Source organism: Hirschia maritima DSM 19733, assembly GCF_000378345.1.
GTDB classification, from domain to species: Bacteria; Pseudomonadota; Alphaproteobacteria; order Caulobacterales; family Hyphomonadaceae; genus Hirschia; species Hirschia maritima.
Window position 1 is genome coordinate 143,977 of the sequence record NZ_KB899545.1, and the last position, 19,961, is coordinate 163,937.

At 44.0% G+C, this 19,961-nt stretch carries 15 protein-coding genes; 11 read left to right on the top strand and 4 right to left on the bottom strand.

The window, feature by feature from the left end:
- From F551_RS0106045 to F551_RS0106095, 11 genes are all read left to right on the top strand, one after another.
- Positions 1 to 1,923, top strand: coding sequence for a heme lyase CcmF/NrfE family subunit (locus F551_RS0106045; RefSeq protein WP_018996598.1), 1,923 nt, complete (start codon positions 1 to 3; stop codon positions 1,921 to 1,923).
- A complete protein-coding gene (locus F551_RS0106050; protein WP_018996599.1) occupies positions 1,920 to 2,333 on the top strand; it encodes a cytochrome c-type biogenesis protein in 414 nt (137 codons plus the stop codon). The genes F551_RS0106045 and F551_RS0106050 overlap by 4 nt, the downstream gene beginning before the upstream one ends.
- A gap of 80 nt (positions 2,334 to 2,413) precedes the next feature.
- Entirely contained in the window at positions 2,414 to 3,625 is a 1,212-nt protein-coding gene (locus tag F551_RS0106055; protein ID WP_018996600.1) for a bifunctional alpha/beta hydrolase/OsmC family protein, read from the top strand.
- Positions 3,626 to 3,706: 81 nt separating this feature from the next.
- Positions 3,707 to 5,266, top strand: a complete 1,560-nt coding sequence (locus tag F551_RS0106060) for a Do family serine endopeptidase (RefSeq protein WP_018996601.1) — start codon at positions 3,707 to 3,709, stop codon at positions 5,264 to 5,266.
- Positions 5,267 to 5,289: 23 nt separating this feature from the next.
- Positions 5,290 to 5,961, top strand: a complete 672-nt coding sequence (locus F551_RS0106065) for a response regulator transcription factor (protein ID WP_026296685.1) — start codon at positions 5,290 to 5,292, stop codon at positions 5,959 to 5,961.
- A gap of 3 nt (positions 5,962 to 5,964) precedes the next feature.
- The gene (locus tag F551_RS0106070) at positions 5,965 to 7,362 is read left to right on the top strand and encodes a sensor histidine kinase (RefSeq protein WP_018996603.1); all 1,398 of its coding nucleotides are present in this window, start codon (positions 5,965 to 5,967) and stop codon (positions 7,360 to 7,362) included.
- 59 nt (positions 7,363 to 7,421) lie between these two features.
- Positions 7,422 to 10,256: a bifunctional [glutamine synthetase] adenylyltransferase/[glutamine synthetase]-adenylyl-L-tyrosine phosphorylase gene (locus tag F551_RS0106075; protein WP_018996604.1), complete on the top strand. Its 2,835-nt coding sequence runs from the start codon at positions 7,422 to 7,424 to the stop codon at positions 10,254 to 10,256.
- A gap of 50 nt (positions 10,257 to 10,306) precedes the next feature.
- Positions 10,307 to 11,044: an EF-hand domain-containing protein gene (locus F551_RS0106080; RefSeq protein WP_018996605.1), complete on the top strand. Its 738-nt coding sequence runs from the start codon at positions 10,307 to 10,309 to the stop codon at positions 11,042 to 11,044.
- Between the two features lie 54 nt (positions 11,045 to 11,098).
- Positions 11,099 to 11,695, top strand: a complete 597-nt coding sequence (locus F551_RS0106085; RefSeq protein WP_018996606.1) for an RNA polymerase sigma factor — start codon at positions 11,099 to 11,101, stop codon at positions 11,693 to 11,695.
- Positions 11,696 to 11,710: 15 nt separating this feature from the next.
- Complete coding sequence (locus F551_RS0106090; RefSeq protein ID WP_018996607.1) at positions 11,711 to 12,175, top strand: hypothetical protein; 465 nt, start codon at positions 11,711 to 11,713, stop codon at positions 12,173 to 12,175.
- Positions 12,172 to 12,777, top strand: a complete 606-nt coding sequence (locus tag F551_RS0106095) for a periplasmic heavy metal sensor (RefSeq protein WP_018996608.1) — start codon at positions 12,172 to 12,174, stop codon at positions 12,775 to 12,777. The genes F551_RS0106090 and F551_RS0106095 overlap by 4 nt, the downstream gene beginning before the upstream one ends.
- A 4-nt stretch (positions 12,778 to 12,781) precedes the next feature.
- Here F551_RS0106095 and F551_RS0106100 read toward each other — a convergent pair whose 3' ends face one another.
- The 4 genes from F551_RS0106100 to pepN form a co-directional block, all read right to left on the bottom strand.
- Positions 12,782 to 15,034 carry a PAS domain-containing sensor histidine kinase gene (locus F551_RS0106100; RefSeq protein WP_233355218.1) on the bottom strand — a complete coding sequence of 751 codons (2,253 nt, stop codon included), beginning with the start codon at positions 15,032 to 15,034 and terminating at the stop codon, positions 12,782 to 12,784.
- Positions 15,035 to 15,156: 122 nt separating this feature from the next.
- The gene (locus F551_RS0106105) at positions 15,157 to 15,678 is read right to left on the bottom strand and encodes a response regulator (protein ID WP_018996610.1); all 522 of its coding nucleotides are present in this window, start codon (positions 15,676 to 15,678) and stop codon (positions 15,157 to 15,159) included.
- 16 nt (positions 15,679 to 15,694) lie between these two features.
- Positions 15,695 to 16,819 (bottom strand): EAL domain-containing protein, encoded by a 1,125-nt coding sequence (locus tag F551_RS0106110; protein WP_018996611.1) that lies wholly within the window; start codon positions 16,817 to 16,819, stop codon positions 15,695 to 15,697.
- A 258-nt stretch (positions 16,820 to 17,077) separates the two neighbouring features.
- Positions 17,078 to 19,714 (bottom strand): aminopeptidase N, encoded by a 2,637-nt coding sequence (gene pepN / locus F551_RS0106115; protein WP_018996612.1) that lies wholly within the window; start codon positions 19,712 to 19,714, stop codon positions 17,078 to 17,080.
- Positions 19,715 to 19,961: the final 247 nt, after the last annotated feature.

Below are 19,961 nucleotides of genomic sequence, written 5' to 3' on the forward strand. Positions count from 1 at the left end.
ATGATTGAGCTAGGTCATATTAGCGTATTTTTAGCGATGGCGGCGTGCTTAGCATCCGCCATCTTTAGTGTTATGGGAAAATCGCAAGAAACCAATCGAGCTATGTTATTCGCGATGGGAGCGACAACCTTCGCGTTTTTTGTTTTGGTAAGAGCATTTTTAGGCTCTGATTTCTCTTTAGAGTTGGTTGTAAATCATTCCCATTCATTGAAGCCAGTATTCTATAAGTTTGCTGGAACGTGGGGAAACCATGAAGGCTCCATGTTGTTGTGGTGTCTGATAACGATCGCTTTTGGAACCGTTGCTGTTTGTGTGATGCGTCCGAGTGAATTAAAAACAAAAGCTATAGGTGTGCAGGGCGGTTTAGCATTTTTACCACTTGTATATTTATTGTTCGCATCATCGCCATTTACACGGTTGGAAACGGCTCCTTTTGATGGGAGTGGACTAAATCCTCTGCTGCAAGATCCAGCTTTAGCATTTCATCCGCCATTTCTCTATTTGGGATATGTTGGATTTTCGTTTGTTTTTTCCCTTGCTGCCGCTGGGTTGATATTAAATGAAGTTGGACCAGAGTGGGCAAAACGAGCACGTCCTTGGGCGCTGTTTGCTTGGTCATGTTTGACTATCGGAATATCGCTTGGAGGAATTTGGGCTTATTACGAGCTCGGATGGGGCGGTTGGTGGTTTTGGGACCCCGTTGAAAATGCTTCTCTAATGCCTTGGTTGGTTGGAGCCGCATTAGTTCACTCTATTATCGTGACTCAAAAGCGAGGTTCGATGGCTTCATGGACTGTGTTTTTGTCCGTGCTGACGTTCTGTTTATCTATACTGGGGGCATTTTTAGTACGTTCTGGTGTTTTGACTTCGGTTCATGCGTTTGCATTAGACCCTGAACGTGGGCGGCTGTTGCTCATCGGGTTGTTATTGGTATCTGGCTTTGCATTTTCATTATTTGCTTGGCGTGGACCGGGTTTAAAAGCTGGAAGTGAGTTTGATCCGATCAGTCGAGAAGGTGCTTTAATTCTCAATAATTTGTTCTTTTCTGTGGCAGCTGCAACTGTTCTTGTTGGGACGCTTTATCCATTGGCCATGGAAGTTGTGACAGGAGATAAACTATCTGTAGGGTCTCCTTATTTTGATTTGACTTTAGCTCCTTTAATGGGGGTGCTTTTCTTGGCTCCGCCAATCGCTCAAGCAATGACTTGGCGCGCGGCATCTTTGTCACCGGTTTTGAAGAGATTGATTGTTGCGGGGGCCTTGGCCGTCGCAGCAGGTGTTGCAGGGTTTATTTTGCTTGCTGGAAAGTTGTGGGCAGTTTTTGGAGTTGCCGTTGGTGTTTGGTTGATTGCAGGCACTATTACTGACCTAATCAAACGTTTAGGTGAAGGTGGTTTATCACGTTTGCCTAAGCTTTCCCTGAGCGTGTGGGGCTTAACAATTGCGCATGTCGGGCTTGGTTTGTTTGTTATTGGGGCGGTCGTTGAAACTAATGGTCGAATTGAACGAACATTTGCAATGGCACAAAATGAAGTTGTCGAACTGGGAAATTGGTCGTTTGCATTTAATGGTGTGGAGGGCGTTGAGGGACCAAATTATTATTCTGATAAAGCGTCTATTTTGGCAACCAATGGAAATAGAAAAACAGAATTGACCCCTGAAAAACGTTATTACCCGGCATCAGGGATGCCGACTACAGAGGTCGCAATTCGGAAGTCTTTTGCAGGTGATTTGTATGTCGCGTTAGGAGATCCAATCCGAGGTGAAAAGACAGGGTGGACTATACGGATTTCAATTAATCCAATGATTGATTTTGTATTTGGCGGCGTCTCTTTAATTGCCATTGGGGGATTTTTAGCATTTGCTGGGCAAAGAAGAAAAAGAGCCAGTCCACCTTCAACTGAAACGGTGCCAGCGGAATGATTGAAGCATTAATTTTAGCTGCAGCTTTATCAGATGCACCTCTTGCTGACGCAGGTATGGAGGCGCGTGCTCAAATATTGATGCGCGAAATTCGTTGTGTCTCTTGTGAAAATGAACCGATATCTCAGTCTGCCTCTGAAATTGCTGGAGACATGAGGCATTTAGTACGGATGCAAATCAAAGATGGAGCAAGTGATGAAGAAGTTCGCACTTATTTCGCTGCAAGATACGGTGACTTTGTACTGTTTCGTCCGAAAGTGAGTGGTGGTGGAGCTTTTCTTTGGGCTTTTCCATTTGCTCTGTTGCTATGGGTAGCGGGTGCTTTGTTTATGGCGATGAGAGCACGGAAAAATAGGAACAAGCCTGCATTGTCCCCCATCAAAGATGTTGATCACGAAAACGACATCTAATTTGATGAAAATTGGACTTGTGAGTTTGGATTGTATCCCCACTTTATGCTAACGCATGGGTAAGTTGTGGAGCAATCAAAATGGCGCATAGATCTCAAATAGAAATTACTGGTTCACTGGGACACAAACTCGCTGCAAAATTGGAGCTCCCCGCTGGAACACCAAGAGGATACGCAATTTTCGCACATTGCTTTGCCTGTTCAAAAGATCAGTTTGCAACAGCACGAATTTCACGCCAGCTAGTGCAATTAGGTGTAGGTGTTTTGCGTTTTGATTTTACAGGTTTGGGGTTCTCAGAAGGTGACTTTTCAGACACGACATTTTCATCAAATATAGATGATCTACATGCCGCTGCTGAATGGATGATATCGCGAGGTATGGCTCCAACTTTAGCAATTGGCCATTCGCTTGGCGGTTCAGCTGTCTTGGCTGCGTCAGGCAAATTGGAGACTGTAAAAGCTTTTGTGACAATCGGCTCTCCTTCTTGTGCTAAACATGTGGCTGAAAATTTTGGTCCACATATCGATAAAATCCGAGAAGAAGGGCAAGCTGAAATTCAACTTGGCGGCCGATCAATTACAATTAAAAAGCAATTTTTGGATGATGTTGAAGATGCTCGCGTGATTGAAGCAGTACGTGAGATGAAACGTCCGCTATTAGTGATGCATTCGCCAATTGATCAGACTGTAGGGATAGAAAACGCAAATGATCTATTCCTTGCCGCGAAACATCCTAAAAGTTTTGTATCTCTTGATGATTCAGATCATTTGCTGACAAATCGAGAAGACGCACAATATGTAGCAGGTGTCATCGCTTCATGGGCAACGCATTATGCTTTGACTGCGAGAATGGACAAAGCATCAGTAGAGCCTGTAAATGGTCAAGAGCCAGTAATCGTAGAAGAGACTAAGCGCGGAAAATATGAGAACTGGGTTGTGGCAGGAGATTATCGAGGCATTGCAGATGAACCTTTATCATTTGGAGGAGATGGAGCAGGGCCCACGCCTTATCAATATTTAAGTGGTGCCCTTGGCGCATGTACTTCAATTACGATGCGGATGTATGCGGATAGAAAAGGCTGGCCAGTTGATAAACTATCTGTCTCTGTGTCACACGAGAAAATTAAAACTGAGGATGATTCTTCGCCAATGGACGTATTTAGTCGCGAAATTTCCATTTACGGTGATTTAGACGAGGTACAACGCTCTAAAATGTTGGAAATTGCAGATAAATGCCCCGTTCATCGCACTTTGCATAAAGTTAGCGCGGTTCGCACCACAGAATCGACATGAAGCGATCATAATTATTTACTCAAAGACATATATCGACATAAGAAACGTAGAACGTTCTGAAGTGAACAAAGAGGAATACTGATGAAAACTACCGGAAAAAGCCGCACATTGAAGATGTCTCTTGGCATGGCTCTATTAGGAGGAGTTGCTGCTGGCGGTCTTATGCTTTCACCGGTTGGGGCCAATATGGCGGACGCAAAACCCATTGTTGTCCAAGCGCCTCTGGGTGCACCTTTGAGTTTTGCCGACTTGATTGAAAATGTTAGTCCTGCTGTTGTAAGTGTTCAGGTTACAACAGAAATCGAAGCTCCAGAACAATATGGAGAGCTTTTCGAACGCTTTCGTAATATTCCAGGTTTCGAAGACTTCATGGACCGCCAAGGTGAAGAAAATGAAGACGGTGAAGATGATGGAGACGACGAAGGTCCTGCCCCCCGTGAAGGGCGTTCTCTAGGTTCTGGTTTCTTCATTTCAAATACTGGTTACATTGTGACCAACAATCACGTTGTTGAAAATGCATCAGAAGTCACTGTGACACTATCAAATGGTGATGAATTAGAAGCTGAGATTGTTGGTCTTGATGAATTGACAGATCTTGCTGTTTTGAAAGTAAAAGAAACAGGCAATTATCCATATGTTCAGTTCTCTTTGACAGATGCACCTCGCGTGGGTGATTGGGTAGTCGCAGTTGGAAATCCGTTTGGATTAGGTGGAACAGCCACCGCAGGTATTGTGTCTGCTATCGGACGTGAGATGAATGGATCTAACTATTCCAATTACATCCAAGTAGACGCTTCCATTAACCGTGGTAATTCCGGTGGGCCTACATTTGATTTATATGGTCGTGTGATAGGTGTGAATACAGCTATCTATTCTCCTTCAGGTGGTAGTGTAGGAATCGGTTTCGCTATTGAAGCTGAAACGGCCAAAAAAATTACAGACATTCTAATTAAAGATGGAAAAGTTACACGCGGTTGGTTGGGTGTCTCTATCCAGTCCATGACCGTTGAAATGGCTGAATCCCAAGGGCTTGAAAGCGAAAAAGGTGCTCTAGTTGCCGATGTTCAGCTAGACAGCCCTGCAGAGAGCGGCGGAATTGAGCGCGGTGATGTAATTCTGGCTGTAAACGGAATTACTGTTGCCAATAGTCGTGAACTTACGCGTCTAGTTGGTGGTCTGATTGCTGAGACAGAGAACGAGTTTAAGCTTATTCGTGATGGTAAGGAAAAAACGGTTTCTGTAACAATTGGTGTGCGTCCAACAGATGTTGATGCTGCGTTCAACCGTGATGGTGATGATACGCCTGAGGAGGGTGAAGAAGAGAAAACTCCAGAAGGCACTGAATTGCACGGCATGTCAGTTAAACCTTTGTCGCAAGATGAGTATGAATTCTTTGGCTTAAAAGAAAACGAAAAAGGTATTTTCGTAATTGATGTTAAGCGTAACTCAGCGTTCTCTGAAGCAGGAATTGCTAAAGGCGATGCGTTGCTGGAAGCGCAAGGTACTGCTTTGAAAACATCATCTGATTTGGCAAGCGTTATCAAGAATGCTAAAGCAGATGGAAAGAAAAATATCCTGGTGGCTGTGCGCAAAGGGCGTGCAACAATATTCCTGCCAGTAGATATTGAAGACCTTAAATAATTTGAAGAATGGGAGAGCTCGCTTTGCGTGTACTCGTCATTGAAGATGATATAGAAGCGGCAGATTTTGTTCGCAAAGTGCTCAGCGAGGCTGGGCACGATGTGGCTGTCGAAAATGATGGTGAGGCTGGACTTAAACGTGCTCAGTCTGACGATTTTGATGCAATGGTTGTTGATCGTATGATGCCAAAAATGACAGGCATTGAGATGGTCACATCATACCGCGAAGGTGGTGGTAATACACCAGCTCTATTTTTGACCGCATTGGGTGATGTTGAAAACCGTGTGGAAGGATTGAAAGCTGGAGCCGACGATTATTTGTGTAAACCCTTTGCACCGAGCGAATTGATCGCCCGTGTTGAAGTGATGGGTCGTAGAGGGGGCGCAGATGCTCCGACGACCAAGCTTCAAGTCGGGGATCTTGAAATGGACTTGTTAGCTAGAACAGTTCATCGCGGTGAAGTGAAGATAGATCTTCAACCTCGTGAATTTCGTCTGCTAGAGTTTCTTATGCGCAACGCAGATCAAGTTGTAACGCGGACTATGCTCTTAGAAAAAGTGTGGGACTATCACTTTGATCCGCAGACCAATGTGATTGACGTCCATATTTCGCGTCTCCGCAGCAAAATTGATAAAGATTTTGAGGTTGCGTTGCTCCACACTGTACGTGGTGCAGGGTATAGATTGCAGGCCTAAACTGTGGATTTGAGCCGTCTACCAGCGTTCACCCGGACGACAACATTCCGGTTGGCGTTGGTGCATACGGCGCTCTTTATTTTCTTTGCTGGTGCGCTGTTATTCTATTTGTTTTCAGCGACAGCGGGACGACTTGAGCGCGATGATTCTGACGCCCTAAACTCAGAAGTAAATGCTTTGACCGCCGCTTATACAAGTGGCGGTTTTTCCCGTTTGAGCCAATCAGTCAGTGAACGATCGTCGGCACGTGGTGGTTTTCTATATCTGTTAGTTGATGCGGAAGGCGAGAAAGTTGCGGGTGATTTTGACTTTCTTCCTGCAGAAGCTCCCAGTGCAGGGGAAGTGTATGTACCTTTTTCCTATGACTCCAGAAACTACGCCGGTACAGTGCAACGAAACCGAGCTGAAGGACGAATAAAAACATTTCCAGATCGAACAGTTCTGCTCGTAGCTTATGACATCGGAGCTCGTCGCGAAATGGTGCGGCGAATTACTGATGTTGTTTGGGCAGCTGCGATTGCAGGTCTGGTTTTGTCTTTGGTTGGTGGAGTGATTGTATCTCGGTCTGTGTCGAGAAGAGTGGAAGCTTTAGCACGAACAACAGAAGATGTTATGGCGGGGGATTTATCTCGCAGAGCGACGGTTTATGGGTCCGGCGATGAGTTTGATAGATTGGCTGAGCGTTTGAACGCGATGCTAACAAAACTGGAACGCTTGATGGTCGCATCCCGTCATTCTGGTGATGCTATCGCACATGATTTGAGGTCGCCGTTGGCACGCCTACGTAATCATCTTGAAGTGTCGTTGGCTCAAACTGGAGACCGTCAAGATTTTGAAGGTGCAATTGCGTATTCCATTGAAGAAGTTGACCGAGTGCTTGAGACATTCAATGCAATATTGCGTTTGTCGAAAGTTCAGGGGGGACAATCAGGAACTTTCGATAAGTTCAACTTAAGTGAGCAGGTTGCCGAGATAGCGGAGATATATGAAGCTGTCTGCGAGGATGCAGAATTGTCCTTTAGTGCAGATATAAAGTCCAATCTGATGCTGTTGGCTGACAAATCATTGATCATGCAACTTATGTTCAATTTGATGGATAATGCTGTGAAATACACACCGGCAGGCGGTGTTGTGAAGTTGGTTTTGCGGCGCAGAAGAAATGGCGAAATTGAATTGTCAGTTTTGGATTCTGGTCCGGGTATTCCTGCTGAAAATAGAGAAAAAGTGCTGGAACGTTTCTTTAGATTGGAAGAGGCAAGAACAGAGCCTGGATCGGGGTTAGGTTTGTCACTTGTTGCAGCCGTCACAGAGATGCATCAGGGGAAGTTGGAGTTGTCTGACGGTATTCCGGGACATCCAACGCCTGGTTTAAAGGTTAGTCTGACACTCGCGTCTGCGTAAACTTCGCGCTACCATCTCCCTACGAGACAAAACGTGAGTCGAGGCGAGGCCGTATAGCAATGACACCAGCGACAATTCATACACTAAAAGAATTATCAGATGGACCAGTAGATCAAATTTTAAAGGACGTTGATCGCGCTCAGACAGTGTTAACTCATACACCCTATATCTCGAATTTGATAAAGCAAAATCCCGATGTTTATGAAAAAATTAGAAAAGACGGAGCAGAGGCTGCATTTAGTTTAGCGCTCGATAAGTTGGCCGAGGCTTACAGGGCGATAGAGGATAGAGATCAAGTTCACCGTCTTCTAAGAGAGGTCAAGGCAAAGGGGCACCTTGCAATAGCACTGGCCGATATTAGCCGTCTTTGGGACTTAAATAGAGTTACCGAAGCAATTACACAACTTGCTGAAAAGTGTTGCCATTTAGCGCTTTGGTGTGCGTATTCGCGGGCTGCCACGAAAGAATGGGTTCAACCCAAAGAAAACCTTGAAGAAACTGGTTTGTTTGCGATCGCCATGGGGAAAATGGGGGCATATGAACTTAACTACTCATCTGATGTTGATTTAGTTGTTCTATTTGACCCTGAGCGATTTGAAGCGCATTCCCGCTCAGCAAAAGAAGCTGCGGTCAAGATTACGCAGGATTTTGCAAATCTAATGGAAACGCGTGATGAGCATGGCTATGTGTTTCGAGTTGATCTGCGTTTGAGGCCCGATCCTTCTTCGAATGCCATAGCATTATCCACCCAGACTGCATTGAATTATTATGAACGTGTCGGACAAAACTGGGAGAGAATGGCCTATATCAAGGGACGTGTTTGTGCGGGTGACGACATTGCAGGTCAAGCATTTTTTGAAGAAATGCAGCCTTATATCTGGCGCCGCCATCTGGATTATTGGGCTATTGGTGACATTCACGCCATTAAACGTCAAATACACTCCACCGGTGGACATGAGGCGCTTGATGTTAAAGAGTTTGATGTGAAATTGGGGCGTGGCGGCATTCGTGAAATTGAGTTTTTTGCTCAAACACAACAACTTATATTGGGCGGGAGACACGCCGAACTACGTTCCAGGCGTACTGATGAAGCGTTAGATGCATTGGTAAAGTTGGGGGCTGTATCTCAAGAAAACGGAGAAGATCTAAAGCGGGCTTATATCTTTTTGAGAAATGTTGAGCACCGTATACAAATGCATAACGACGAGCAATCACATATTCTGAAGGATAAAGCTGATCGCCGATTGGAAGTAGCCAAATTACTTGGATATGGCGAAAACTTGGAATTGTTCGAGCAAGATTTATTTGCTGTCCGGCAATTCGTACATGGTGTTTATTCCGATTTGTTTGCTCAAGAAGAAAGACTTTCAGGAGATTCTGGAAATCTTGTGTTTACAGGAGTGGATGACGACCCTGGAACTATTCAAACTTTGGAGGCAATGGGATTTTCTGAACCTTCCAAAGTCATTGAGCGAATTCGAAACTGGCACCGTGGGGGGCTTCCAGCAACACGAGCTGTTCGTGGACAACAATTGTTGACGACGCTGACACCGAGACTTTTAAAGTGGATGTCCGATACTGGGCAACCCAACACGGCATTGACTCGTTTCGCTGACTTCATCAGTGGCTTGAGAGGCGGTGTTCAGGTGTTTTCTTTAATGCTTGCAGAGCCGAAGTTTTCGCGAGATCTTATTTCAGCAATGGCATATGCGCCAAAATTGGCAACGGATTTGGCGCGCCAACCAGCGCTATTGGATGGCATGTTGGATCATTCTTTTAATGCCCCGTTGGATCAAGATAGTGATGAAGGGGTAAAGCAGGCGTTGGAGAAGGCAGTATTTCGCGAAGATGGTTTTGAAGATCGTATAAATGTTGCTCGCCGTTTCCATCGAGAGGAGGCGCTTAGGATCGGGTATCAGGTACTGCGTGGTCAAGCGAATGCTAAAGATGCTGGACCTGCTTACACGCGGTTAGCTGATGCGGCTATATCTTGTATGGCTCAGGTTGCACTTGATGAGGTGGAACGAAAGTTTGGCGAATGGCCGGGAAAATGGGTTATTGGAGCATTTGGAAAACTTGGGGGACGAGAGCTTTCAGCTACTTCGGATTTAGACATTATCGTCATTTATGATCCGGGTACACCTCCGCACCCAAATGATTTGGCAGCCCGATTTACGCAAAGACTTATTGCCGCTTTGTCTGCTCCAACAGAAGAAGGAGAATTGTATGAAGTGGACATGCAATTGCGTCCATCGGGGAAAGCGGGGCCAGTTGCTGTAAAAGTCTCTTCTTTTGAAAAATATTATCAGGGCGATGCTTGGACATGGGAGTTCATGGCGCTTAGTCGGCTTCGTATTATAGCAGGTGATGCAGAGCTTGCTCAAAAAATTGAAATGATAGCTCAACGCGCTCTTCAATCCCGCTCAACTTATGAAGATCTTGAAAAAGATATTTTGGACATGCGATGCAGGTTGGCGCGAGATCGCAAACCATTTGGTGTGTGGGATTTGAAATTAGCTGAAGGTGGATTGCTGGACATAGAGTTTGTAGTTCAGCAGGCTATTTTACAAAATGCAGATACCAAGCCTGAAATTGTATTGTCCAATACGCGTGAAGCCATCTTAGAGCTGGGCGGACAAGAAGTTCTGTCATTAGAGGAAGCAGAGGCTTTGGAAGAAGCGTATTCGTTTCAAGTGGATTTGCAGCAAGCGTTGCGAATTGCAGTGACAGGAAAATTTGATGTAGATCAGGCATCGATTGGGTTGAAAAAATGGCTTACCCAAAGTGTAGGCGAGAGCAGTTTTTCAGAAGTAACCGAGAAACTTAAAGAGGTTCAAAAGCGAGTATCTGATATTCGTGTAGAAAAAATTGGTGCGTTAGCGACGGAAAATTGAATGCAGGCGCGTTAAATAGATATCAAAGACAAAATCGGAGAAACTCTATTATGACACGTACAAAGATTTCACAAATTTCTCTAATCGCTCTAGCTTCTTTTACTTTGCCATTGGTTGCTAATGCAGAGCATCATGAAAAATCAAAGGAAGCGTGTGAGGCCCGCAAAGCAGCCTATCAGGAACGTATAGCTCCTTATGATACTAATGGCGACGGAGAGCTTTCTGATGCTGAAAAGCTAGCGTTAAAGAAAGCGCGCTTTGATGAAGCTGACTTAGATAAGAATGGTGGTTTGACGCTCGACGAAATGGTGCAATTGCGTGAAAGCAAGAAATCTGAGCGCAAAGCAATGAAGCTTGAAAAACACTTTTCCAAAATGGATAAAGATGGAGATGGTGTCGCGAGCTTTGAAGAATTCTCTGAAGCATCAAAAAAGATGTCAAAAGAGAAGAAGAGGGAACAAAAAAAGTCTAAGAGCTATAAAAAGCAAATGCGTGAGCATGTGTTAAAACAGTATGATACAGATGGTGATGGAAAATTGTCTGATGAAGAGAAGTTGGCTTTAAAACGTTCCAAATTTGAAACTGCAGATGCAAATTCAGATGGTAAATTGAGCCAAGAAGAAATTGCTCAGTTCAAAGAAAATGAACGCGCTAAAATGCGTGAAATGATGCAAGCAAAGCGTTTTGAAAAAGTCGATGAAAACGCCGATGGCATGGTTTCATTTGATGAATTCTCAAACATCTCTTGGGAAAAGAAGAAAGATAAACGTTTCCAAAAGTGTAGCTAATACGAGCTAAATTGATCGTCGCTAAAGACTTTAGACAGAGTGATTTGTAACCATATGCAAATGCAATCCTTATCAGATGAGGTATTGGTTGAAAAAGTCGGCAGCGGCGATCGGCAAGCTGCATCTATTCTAGTGAGACGTCATAGCCAGCGAGTGTTGAATATTTCTCGGCGAATGTTGTCGAACGAAGCCGAAGCTGAAGATGTCACTCAAGATGTGTTTCTCAAAGTATGGAATGCGGCGGCAAAGTGGGAGGTGGGAAAGGCAAAATTCACAACTTGGCTCCATCGTGTAACTGTCAATGCTTGCTTGGATCGGTTGAGAAAACCCAAAATGGGAAATGTGGATCATATTCCCGAGGTAGTGGATGAGGCCGCTACACCTGTTGAGCGGTTAGAAGCTAAGTCACGATCCAATATTTTGAAACGCGCGATGACACAGCTGCCGGAAAGACAAAGAGCGGCGCTCAGCCTTTGTTATTTTGAAGAGATTTCAAATATTGAGGCGGCTGAAATAATGGAGATTAGCGTCGATGCATTGGAAAGTCTGTTATCACGCGGCAGACGGAAATTAAAAGAAATGCTGAACGTTGATAAAGAGGATTTATTAGTTCCAAATTCCCAAGCAAAAGCTACAGGATTTGAAGGATAAGAAAGGAGGCAGAAAGTGAACAAAGAAAAGTTTTTAAATTATCTAGAAGTATATGGTGCTGACCCCAAGCGTTGGCCTGATGATATTCGGGCACTAGCTGCTGATTTTTTTAATTCTGATGATATTGAGATCGTTTCAGCAATTAGTGCGGAACGTGCATTGGATGGCATGTTGGACTCGGAATTAGAATTAGCGCCTATAAGTGTTTCGCTAGAAGCCAGCTTAATTGATTTGGTGCCTTCTTCTAATAGGCCGAAAAAAGAGAAGTTCTCGCAGAGGTTGGGTAAGTTAAAAGCATCAAAATGGTCTACCGCTGGTTTGATTGGTGCTGCTTTAATGGGGGGGGTAGGTGTTGGATATGCTCAAGCAGTAGAACAGGCGGAGCTAAATGCAGTTCATACAATGCTGACATATGCATCTACAGAAGAGTTTTCAGATTTAAGTGATAATGAATGGTTTGATACTGGTGAAGCAGAATGATAGACACTAATGACAAATCTCATAAAAGTAGCCAAATTTCATTGGTTTTAGCTGCTTCTTTAGCAGTAAATGCATGCCTGGTTGGAATTGTAGGCGGTAAGTTGATCTTTGGGCAAAAAAGCAACGAGATTTTGCCCAAAGAAGAGCCTAGATCGCATATTCAATCCGCGTTTAAAATGTTGGAGGCCGATGATCAGCGCGTCTTGAGACGGACAATGATGGAGCATTGGAAGAACACTCACAAAGAGAGAAGAGAGAGGCGTGTCAATTTTGAAAAAGTTGTTGAGAATATAAGAGCCGAACCTTTTGATCGCGAACTTGTTGAAGCTGAAATACGTGAATTTATGAGGATCGATGCGGAGCTTAAAGTTCAAGCTGTGATTGGCCTTTTAGATGTAATGGAGACGCTGTCTCCCGACGCGCGCATCGCATTAGCGGATTCAATTCTACTACGAAAACCAAAGATGAAGCTTGAAAAAGGAAAGGGTAAATTCGGCCCTCGCCATAAGATGCATAAGGGAGAGCACACCCCACCGCGTCGTCCTCCACCACATCTTCGAGATTTTGAAGATGATGAGGAAACTGGAGAAAGTGAGAACTAGCGTTTTATGCGGCTTGGGTTGATTTTTTTGGTGGGTCGATAGGAAGTACGAAGCTAACGGTGGTTCCTTGGCCGTAATCACTTTCAATTTCCAATCTTCCACCATGCATTTCAGCAAAAGACTTTGTTAAAGATAGGCCCAATCCACTACCTTTGCTGTTTCTGTTTTCATCGGCAGATGATTGTTCAAATGGCTGGGCCAGACGCGGTAAATCCTGTTTAGGTATTCCAATGCCATTGTCAGCAACTGAGACACGAACGAAGGTATCCTCTTTGGAAATTGTTACCTTGATATAACCGCCTGGGTCAGTAAATTTAATGGCGTTAGAAACAAGGTTGAGCACCATCTGCTTTATTGCGCGATGGTCGCCTTCAATGTCAGGTACGTTTTCTTTAGATGTAAGAGTTAGTTCTATATCCTTATCGGCAGCGCGCCGACGTATCATGCGTACAGCTGCATCTACAGCGTCGACAGGATCAATTTCACGCGTAGAAATGGACATTTTCCCTGCTTCAATTTTTGCCATGTCCAAAATATCATTGATCATATCGAGCAAGTGTTGCCCAGATGACAAAATATCTTCAGCATATCCAATGTAGCGCTCATCTCCCAGCGGGCCGTAAATCTCTTTGATGAGCATTTCGGAGAAACCGTTGATTGCATTCAAGGGAGTACGAAGCTCATGGCTCATATTTGCAAGAAATACTGATTTTGCCTGGCTTGCTTTTTCCGCTTTGTTTTTTTGTTCCGCATACTTGCGGGCATGCTCTTCAGATTGGCCCTGCATGCGATCTAGTTCCAAGACGAGGCGGCGTAACTTCTTTTCTTTGCCAAGTAATGTTTCTTCTTGGTGTTTAAGTGAAGAAATATCCAATCCAACTGTCACCAGTCCGCCACCTGCGGTTGGGCGATCATAAAAGTTCAGCCAGATATCAGTCAAAAGAAGAATTTCACGTCCATTATTTGAGCCGGGGACAGGTCTTTCGATACGAATTTGTTTGGCTGCTTCTGCCATGACGACATCATACGATGTGCCTGCTTTCAGAACATGTTCCGGCAGTTGGAACAAATTGGCAAAAGTTTTGTTCCAGATCAGAAGTCTGTGGCGTTGGTCCCATGCTGCAAAAGGGCCAGGGTAAGCGTTGGCAACAGATCTTGTCAGATGGTCTGACATTCTCGATCTGGCTTCAGCTCGCACAGTATCCGTTGTGTCTGTAAGAATGCCAGACAAACCGTCTTGAAAAGGACCGCCTTGCATTTCAAAATATCGAGATCCAAAATCGCCATTTCCTCTAAACGTTATTTGAAATGACTGATCATGAGAGGCTTGGTCCAATGCTTTTTGGACTTTGGGCTTATCTGCTGGATGAACTAATTCCAGAAACTCCTGAAAAGAAAAATCGCTGGCGGATATCAGGCCAAGCATTTGCGCAGTTTTGTCTCTCAGGTTGAAAAGACCAGTTTCACGTGACCATGTCCAAAAGCCGTTTTGTCCCCCAATTTCAAGCTCCCTCCAATGAGTTTCAATTTCTTGACGCGCATTTGATTCATTCCCAAGACTTTGGAGGTTTTTCTTGATTGTTCCAACCAGTCCAATAACCGCAAGTGCAGGAGCTGCGAGGAGTAGTAGGTAGATCAAAATGCGGTTGTAATCTTCTGCAGAAATAAGTTCTACATCTCGGGAAACACAAGTAGCGATTTGTGTGTCGCCAACCGGAGCACAAGCCGTTGCGCGTCGCATCATACCGATTCGTTCTACGTTTGCACCAAGCTGTGAGCTGGAAGATTTAGCAAGTGAAAAGGTTCTTTCACCTTCTGGTGTCGGTGTAAGTTTTGAGACTGGAAGTTTACCTTCCCACCATTTGCCAGAGTTATCTTGCGCGTAAATCGAAGCGAATTCGGCGTCCAACAATTGGCCATTTACTGAGGCAGTTGCCTGATTAGATTCTGTAATTTGGGTTAGGCCAGCAGTCTCCAAGATGGATGACGTTTGCATTTTTGCCTTTAAAGCCATTTCCAGCCGTGTCTGAGAGCGAACAAGCTCAGATCGGACATATCCACTAATTGCAAGTGCTTCTCGAGCCTGTAGCGCCATTAGATCATCGTTTTGTCCTAGGCGTTCTTGCCAAGCTTTGATGCCCAGCGTTCCAGCAAAAGCAGTAAACAGCATAAACAAAACACGTGTTGGAATGCGTGTTGCTTTGGGGCTGTGAGGCTCCTCAGATTGAGTTGTTTTCTGGTTTCTGGTCTTAGACAAGACGGAATTCTCCATTGTGCGAAACTATAATGCACAAGATTCGAGACACTCCGAAAGTCTTAAAGAGTCATTAAACTGATTAATTTAATTACATTAAATTTGGTGGAAAATGGGCTGAAAAATCAGAAATTGAGATCTAAGTCCTGATCCATGTCGGGCCGTTCGCGTTTGTCTTCACCTCTAAAATCCATACTGACATGGCGTCTTCTATCCGGACCAAAATAATTACTGGTTCGAATAAATGGGCGAGGGGAGTTAATAATGGAGGCGATCTTCTTATAGAGATCTATCGCGTTGACCGGTTTAGCTAAAAACTCAGTTACACCAGCATCTCTAGCAGCTTCTACTTTTGATCTCTCGGAATAAGCTGTGAGCATTATGATTGGGATGTAGGGGTTTTGACTATCGTTTCCATTTCGAACTAGGCGGATAAAATCGGCCCCATCAAGAATGTCCATTTCATAATCAACGATTATCAAATCTATTGGTTCTGAGTTGGCTATTTCAAACGCTTCCACTGCATCTCTAGCTTCAAGGAAATCTTTTAATCCAAATCCGCGAAGAAGTGTCTTCACGATAAAGATCATGTGCAAATTATCATCTACGATAAGTACGCGGATGCGGTCGAGATTTCGTTTCGCCATTAAGACGTCCAGTTAGTTATGCTACACGTCGAGAAGTTTTGCGACATGCAAAGAAGGAAGAATCTATTTGTGGTTTACCAAAATGGTATCCTTGTGCAAGCATAACACCTGCATTTAAAAGGGTTTGTTGATCATCTTCATTCTCAACTCTTTCACCTACAACCGACATCCCTAATTCATGGCACATACTTGATATTGCTCTCATAAGAGCTGTATTTCGTTCGTTGTTTCTTTGCCCGTCCAAAAAGCAACCGTCGAATTTTATTCCATCGACATTGAGTGAACGTAGATATCCAAAAGAGGCAGCTCCCGCGCCAAAGTCATCCAAAACTATTTTTACACCTGTTTTTTTAAGGAGTTCTACAGCATTTGAAGCGGTTTCAATGTCGTGCATTTGCGAAGATTCTGTGATCTCAAGAATTAATTGATCTCTGGAAAACTTATATGCGCGTATAATTCTGATCAATTCAGCTGCTATATCGGCTCTTTGAATAGATTGACCTGAAATATTGACGGCCAACTTCAGTGGGGTTGCAGATGATTCTGCTAGTCGCTGGCAAACCGCGTCTAGCATAATGCAATCCAGTTCAGAGATTATACCTCTTTTTTCAGCAGCAACTATCATTGGATAGGGCGAGCCTTCAAAAGGAAATCGCGCTAAAACTTCATAATGCTGGATCTGACCTGTTTGTGTGCAAACGATTGGTTGACGAGCAACTTTTAATTCGGGCGAAGCAATTGAGCTTCTAAACGCCCGAACAAGGTGTTCATCGATTTGAGTGTTTTCTAAAATTGTGTGCTGTGAAAGGTCGGCAAATGATAGGTGATATACAGTTATATCAGTAGAGCTTCTTTGAAGAGTAATTCGGCGTCCATCAGAAGCAAAATTCATATCATCAAATGAGGCTCGTTGACCTGGGGCCAACGAAATGAAGCTTTCCTGAAGTTTTGATAGGTCAGGTAAATTGATAAGTTGAAATAGATTGGAAAGTACAAGCATCCGAACATCAACTGTATTGAGTAATCTAGCGTCACCCTCTGCAAAAAGGATGGTTCCATTTATATCAGTCTCAAGAAAGAGATCGCATGCAGATTCAGCAATAAGCAATTTCTTGGAAGTTGTGTTCTTGGTCGATAGCATTGTGTTTCCCACATTTTTTGTTGTGGGTGTTATACAGGATCGATGTTGAGGATGGTTAAAGCTAAAGGATCAAATTTTTCGATTAAACAGTCTTTTGTATGATTATTCAGGTATTCCCCATTAACTTATTAGAAAACAGAGTATTAATGTGCCATATTGGGGCAGGAAAGCCAAAATGAACACTTGCTAATAGAGGCTATGATTAACAGGTGTTCATGTCGTAAAGGGTGTGTTCTTTAGTAAGGCTGCCGCCATACTTTAATTACTACTAAGAGCTAGTGCTCGTGTAATAATGTCTTGCGCATTCTTCGACAGGTTTGCGTCATCAAGTCTTCTAAGTTGCTTTTCCGCGTGGATCTGTCTGTCAGCTGAAAAACGTCTCCAGCTTTCAAATGAAGTTACAAGCCTTGCTGAAAGAGCAGGGTTCAAGTCATCAACTTTTAGAATTAGATCAGTCAGGAATTCATAACCCCAACCATCTGGAGCGTGGAATGCGACGGGGTTATTCATAGCAAAAGCACCAGCAAGTGCGCGCACACGGTTTGGGTTTTTTAAATCAAAATCAGGGCGTGCGCAAAGTCTTTGAAGACGTGCTCTCAAGTCCTGACGAACTGACATTGCCTGAACTGAATACCATTTATCCATGACGAGCGGCGCTTCAGCCCATTCTTCTTCAAACTCAGTCAGTGCAGCATCAAAATATTCACCTGATTGAGAGCCGCCCTCTATATTGGCGAGTGCATTTAGTGCAGCGAGTTTTTCAGTCATCGTTGTCGCTGAATGAAAGCTGCTAGAAATACGATCGGAATGCTCGTCATGAAGACGAGAGAGAAGGTCAATTGCTGTTGCCTTCAAGGCGCGACGACCGGCAGCTTCCGCAGATGGGTCGAATGCGCCAGTTTCTGAATGTTGAATAGTAGCTACAAGAGAGCTTTCCATGTGACGCGCTATTGCGCGCTTCAATTTCAGGCGTGCAGTGTGAAGGCTTGATGGATTTGCTTCGGCTTGATCAAGTATTAGTTCGCCAACAGTTGGCATTCTCAATATCAAAGCCGCATACGCTGGGTCATCTATAGCTGCAGTGAATGCTTCGTCTATAGCGTCAATGAATGCGTTGAGACGGTCTGTTTGATCTTCTTCACCAACCATATCGAGAAGTAGGTTACGCGCTAGTGTTTGCAGCCCCTCCCATTGAGCAAATGGATCATTGTCCGCAGCGGCAAGTGCTGATCTGTTGGCATCATTTAGACCGTCTTCCAGTCTAATTGGAGAGGAAAAACCTCTGTTCAAAGAGTGGATAGGCTCAGAGCTAACATCTGTAAAAACGAAATCCTGCTGCGTATCTCTGAGGATAATCAAATGTTCATCATCAGAATTGCCGTTCAACTTGGTTGTTAATCGTTTACCTTTATTGGAAAAGAGAGCTGTTCTTAAAGCAATGGGCAAAGGTTTTTTGTCCGTTTGACCTGGGGTAGGTTCTGTTTTTTGCTTGAGAGAAAGTGTGTACGTTCTTGCGATCGTATCGTGTGTGCCTGTAGCGGAAACAACAGGTGTTCCAGACTGTGAATACCATCTCGCAAACTCGCGTAGATCCTCAGATGTGGACAATTGCATGGAGTTGAGGAAGTCCTCAATGGTAGCGGCTTGGCCGTCATAAGTATCAAAATAGCGATTAAGGCCGGCAAAGAATGCTGTATCTCCAATGATAGTTCGCAATAAACGAATGAGCTCTGCGCCTTTTTCATATACTGTTGCCGTATATAAATTATCTATACGCGCATATTCATCAGGTCGCACGGAGTGGGCCAACGGTCCTGCGTCTTCGGCAAACTGACGGGCGCGAAGACGGATAACATCTTTGATGCGAGTAACTGCTCGAGATCGCATGTCGGCAGAAAACTCTTGGTCACGATAAACTGTTAGACCTTCTTTCAAGCACAGTTGGAACCAATCACGACAGGTAATTCTATTTCCAGTCCAATTGTGGAAATATTCATGAGCTACAATACTTTCAATGGCTTCAAAATCTGTATCAGTTGCAGTTTGTCCATCTGCAAGGACATATGCAGAGTTGAATATGTTTAGACCTTTATTTTCCATCGCACCGAAGTTGAAATCGCGGACCGCAACAATATTGAATACGTCTAAATCATATTCGCGACCAAAAACGTCTTCATCCCACGACATAGAACGTTTTAATGCGTCCATAGCATAAGCAGCACGCTGAGAATCGCCCTTATCTACATAAATTGAAAGTGGAGTTTCTTTGCCAGAAATGGTTGTGAAACTGTCATTGTAAACATCAAAATCTCCCGCTACCAAAGCAAAAAGGTATGAAGGTTTCGGGTGAGGGTCGGACCATTCTGCAAAATGTCTTTCAGTGCCAATATTGCCTTGGCGAACTGGGTTCCCATTGGATAAAAGGAATGGATACGCAGCTTTGTTTGCTTCGATGCGGACATCGAACGGAGCCAGCACATCAGGGCGGTCAGGGTAATATGTAATTCTACGGAAACCCTCAGCTTCACATTGAGTGCAAAAGCGACCACCTGACATATATAGGCCTGAGAGCTGGGTATTCGTTTCAGGTGAAATCTCGGTTTCAATTTCCAGAATGAATTCATCGACAGGCATTTGGATACTTATGCCTTCTTCAGTGATTTCGTATTGGTCTTCTGGGACCGCTAATCCATTAATTGCAATTGAAACGAGTTTGAGATCTTCGCCATCAAGCTTCATCAGAGCATGTTCGCCATACGAACGCTTTCCGGTCATTTTGTTTATGACGCGCGTTTTATTAGCTTCGAGAAGGAAATCTAACTGTACATGCTCAATGACGAATGGGTAGGGACGGTAGTTTGAAAGACGAACCGGCGGTGATGTGTCAGTACGCATGGTTTGCAAACTCCGTATGCACTTGTTTGATGTTGTTCAAAAAAGAATGAATTCAAAGTAACGCAGTTATCTGTTTTTTTAAAGAATTTAAACCCGATTCAGATGAATTCTGTTGTAAAAAATCAGCTAATTCAATAATCGACCAAATTTTACTCATATAAACACTGATAAAACTATTTTTGCTAATAATCAGGTCCAATTACGAGCCAACAACAAGACAGCATTCGAAAGGTTTCTCTCGAATGCT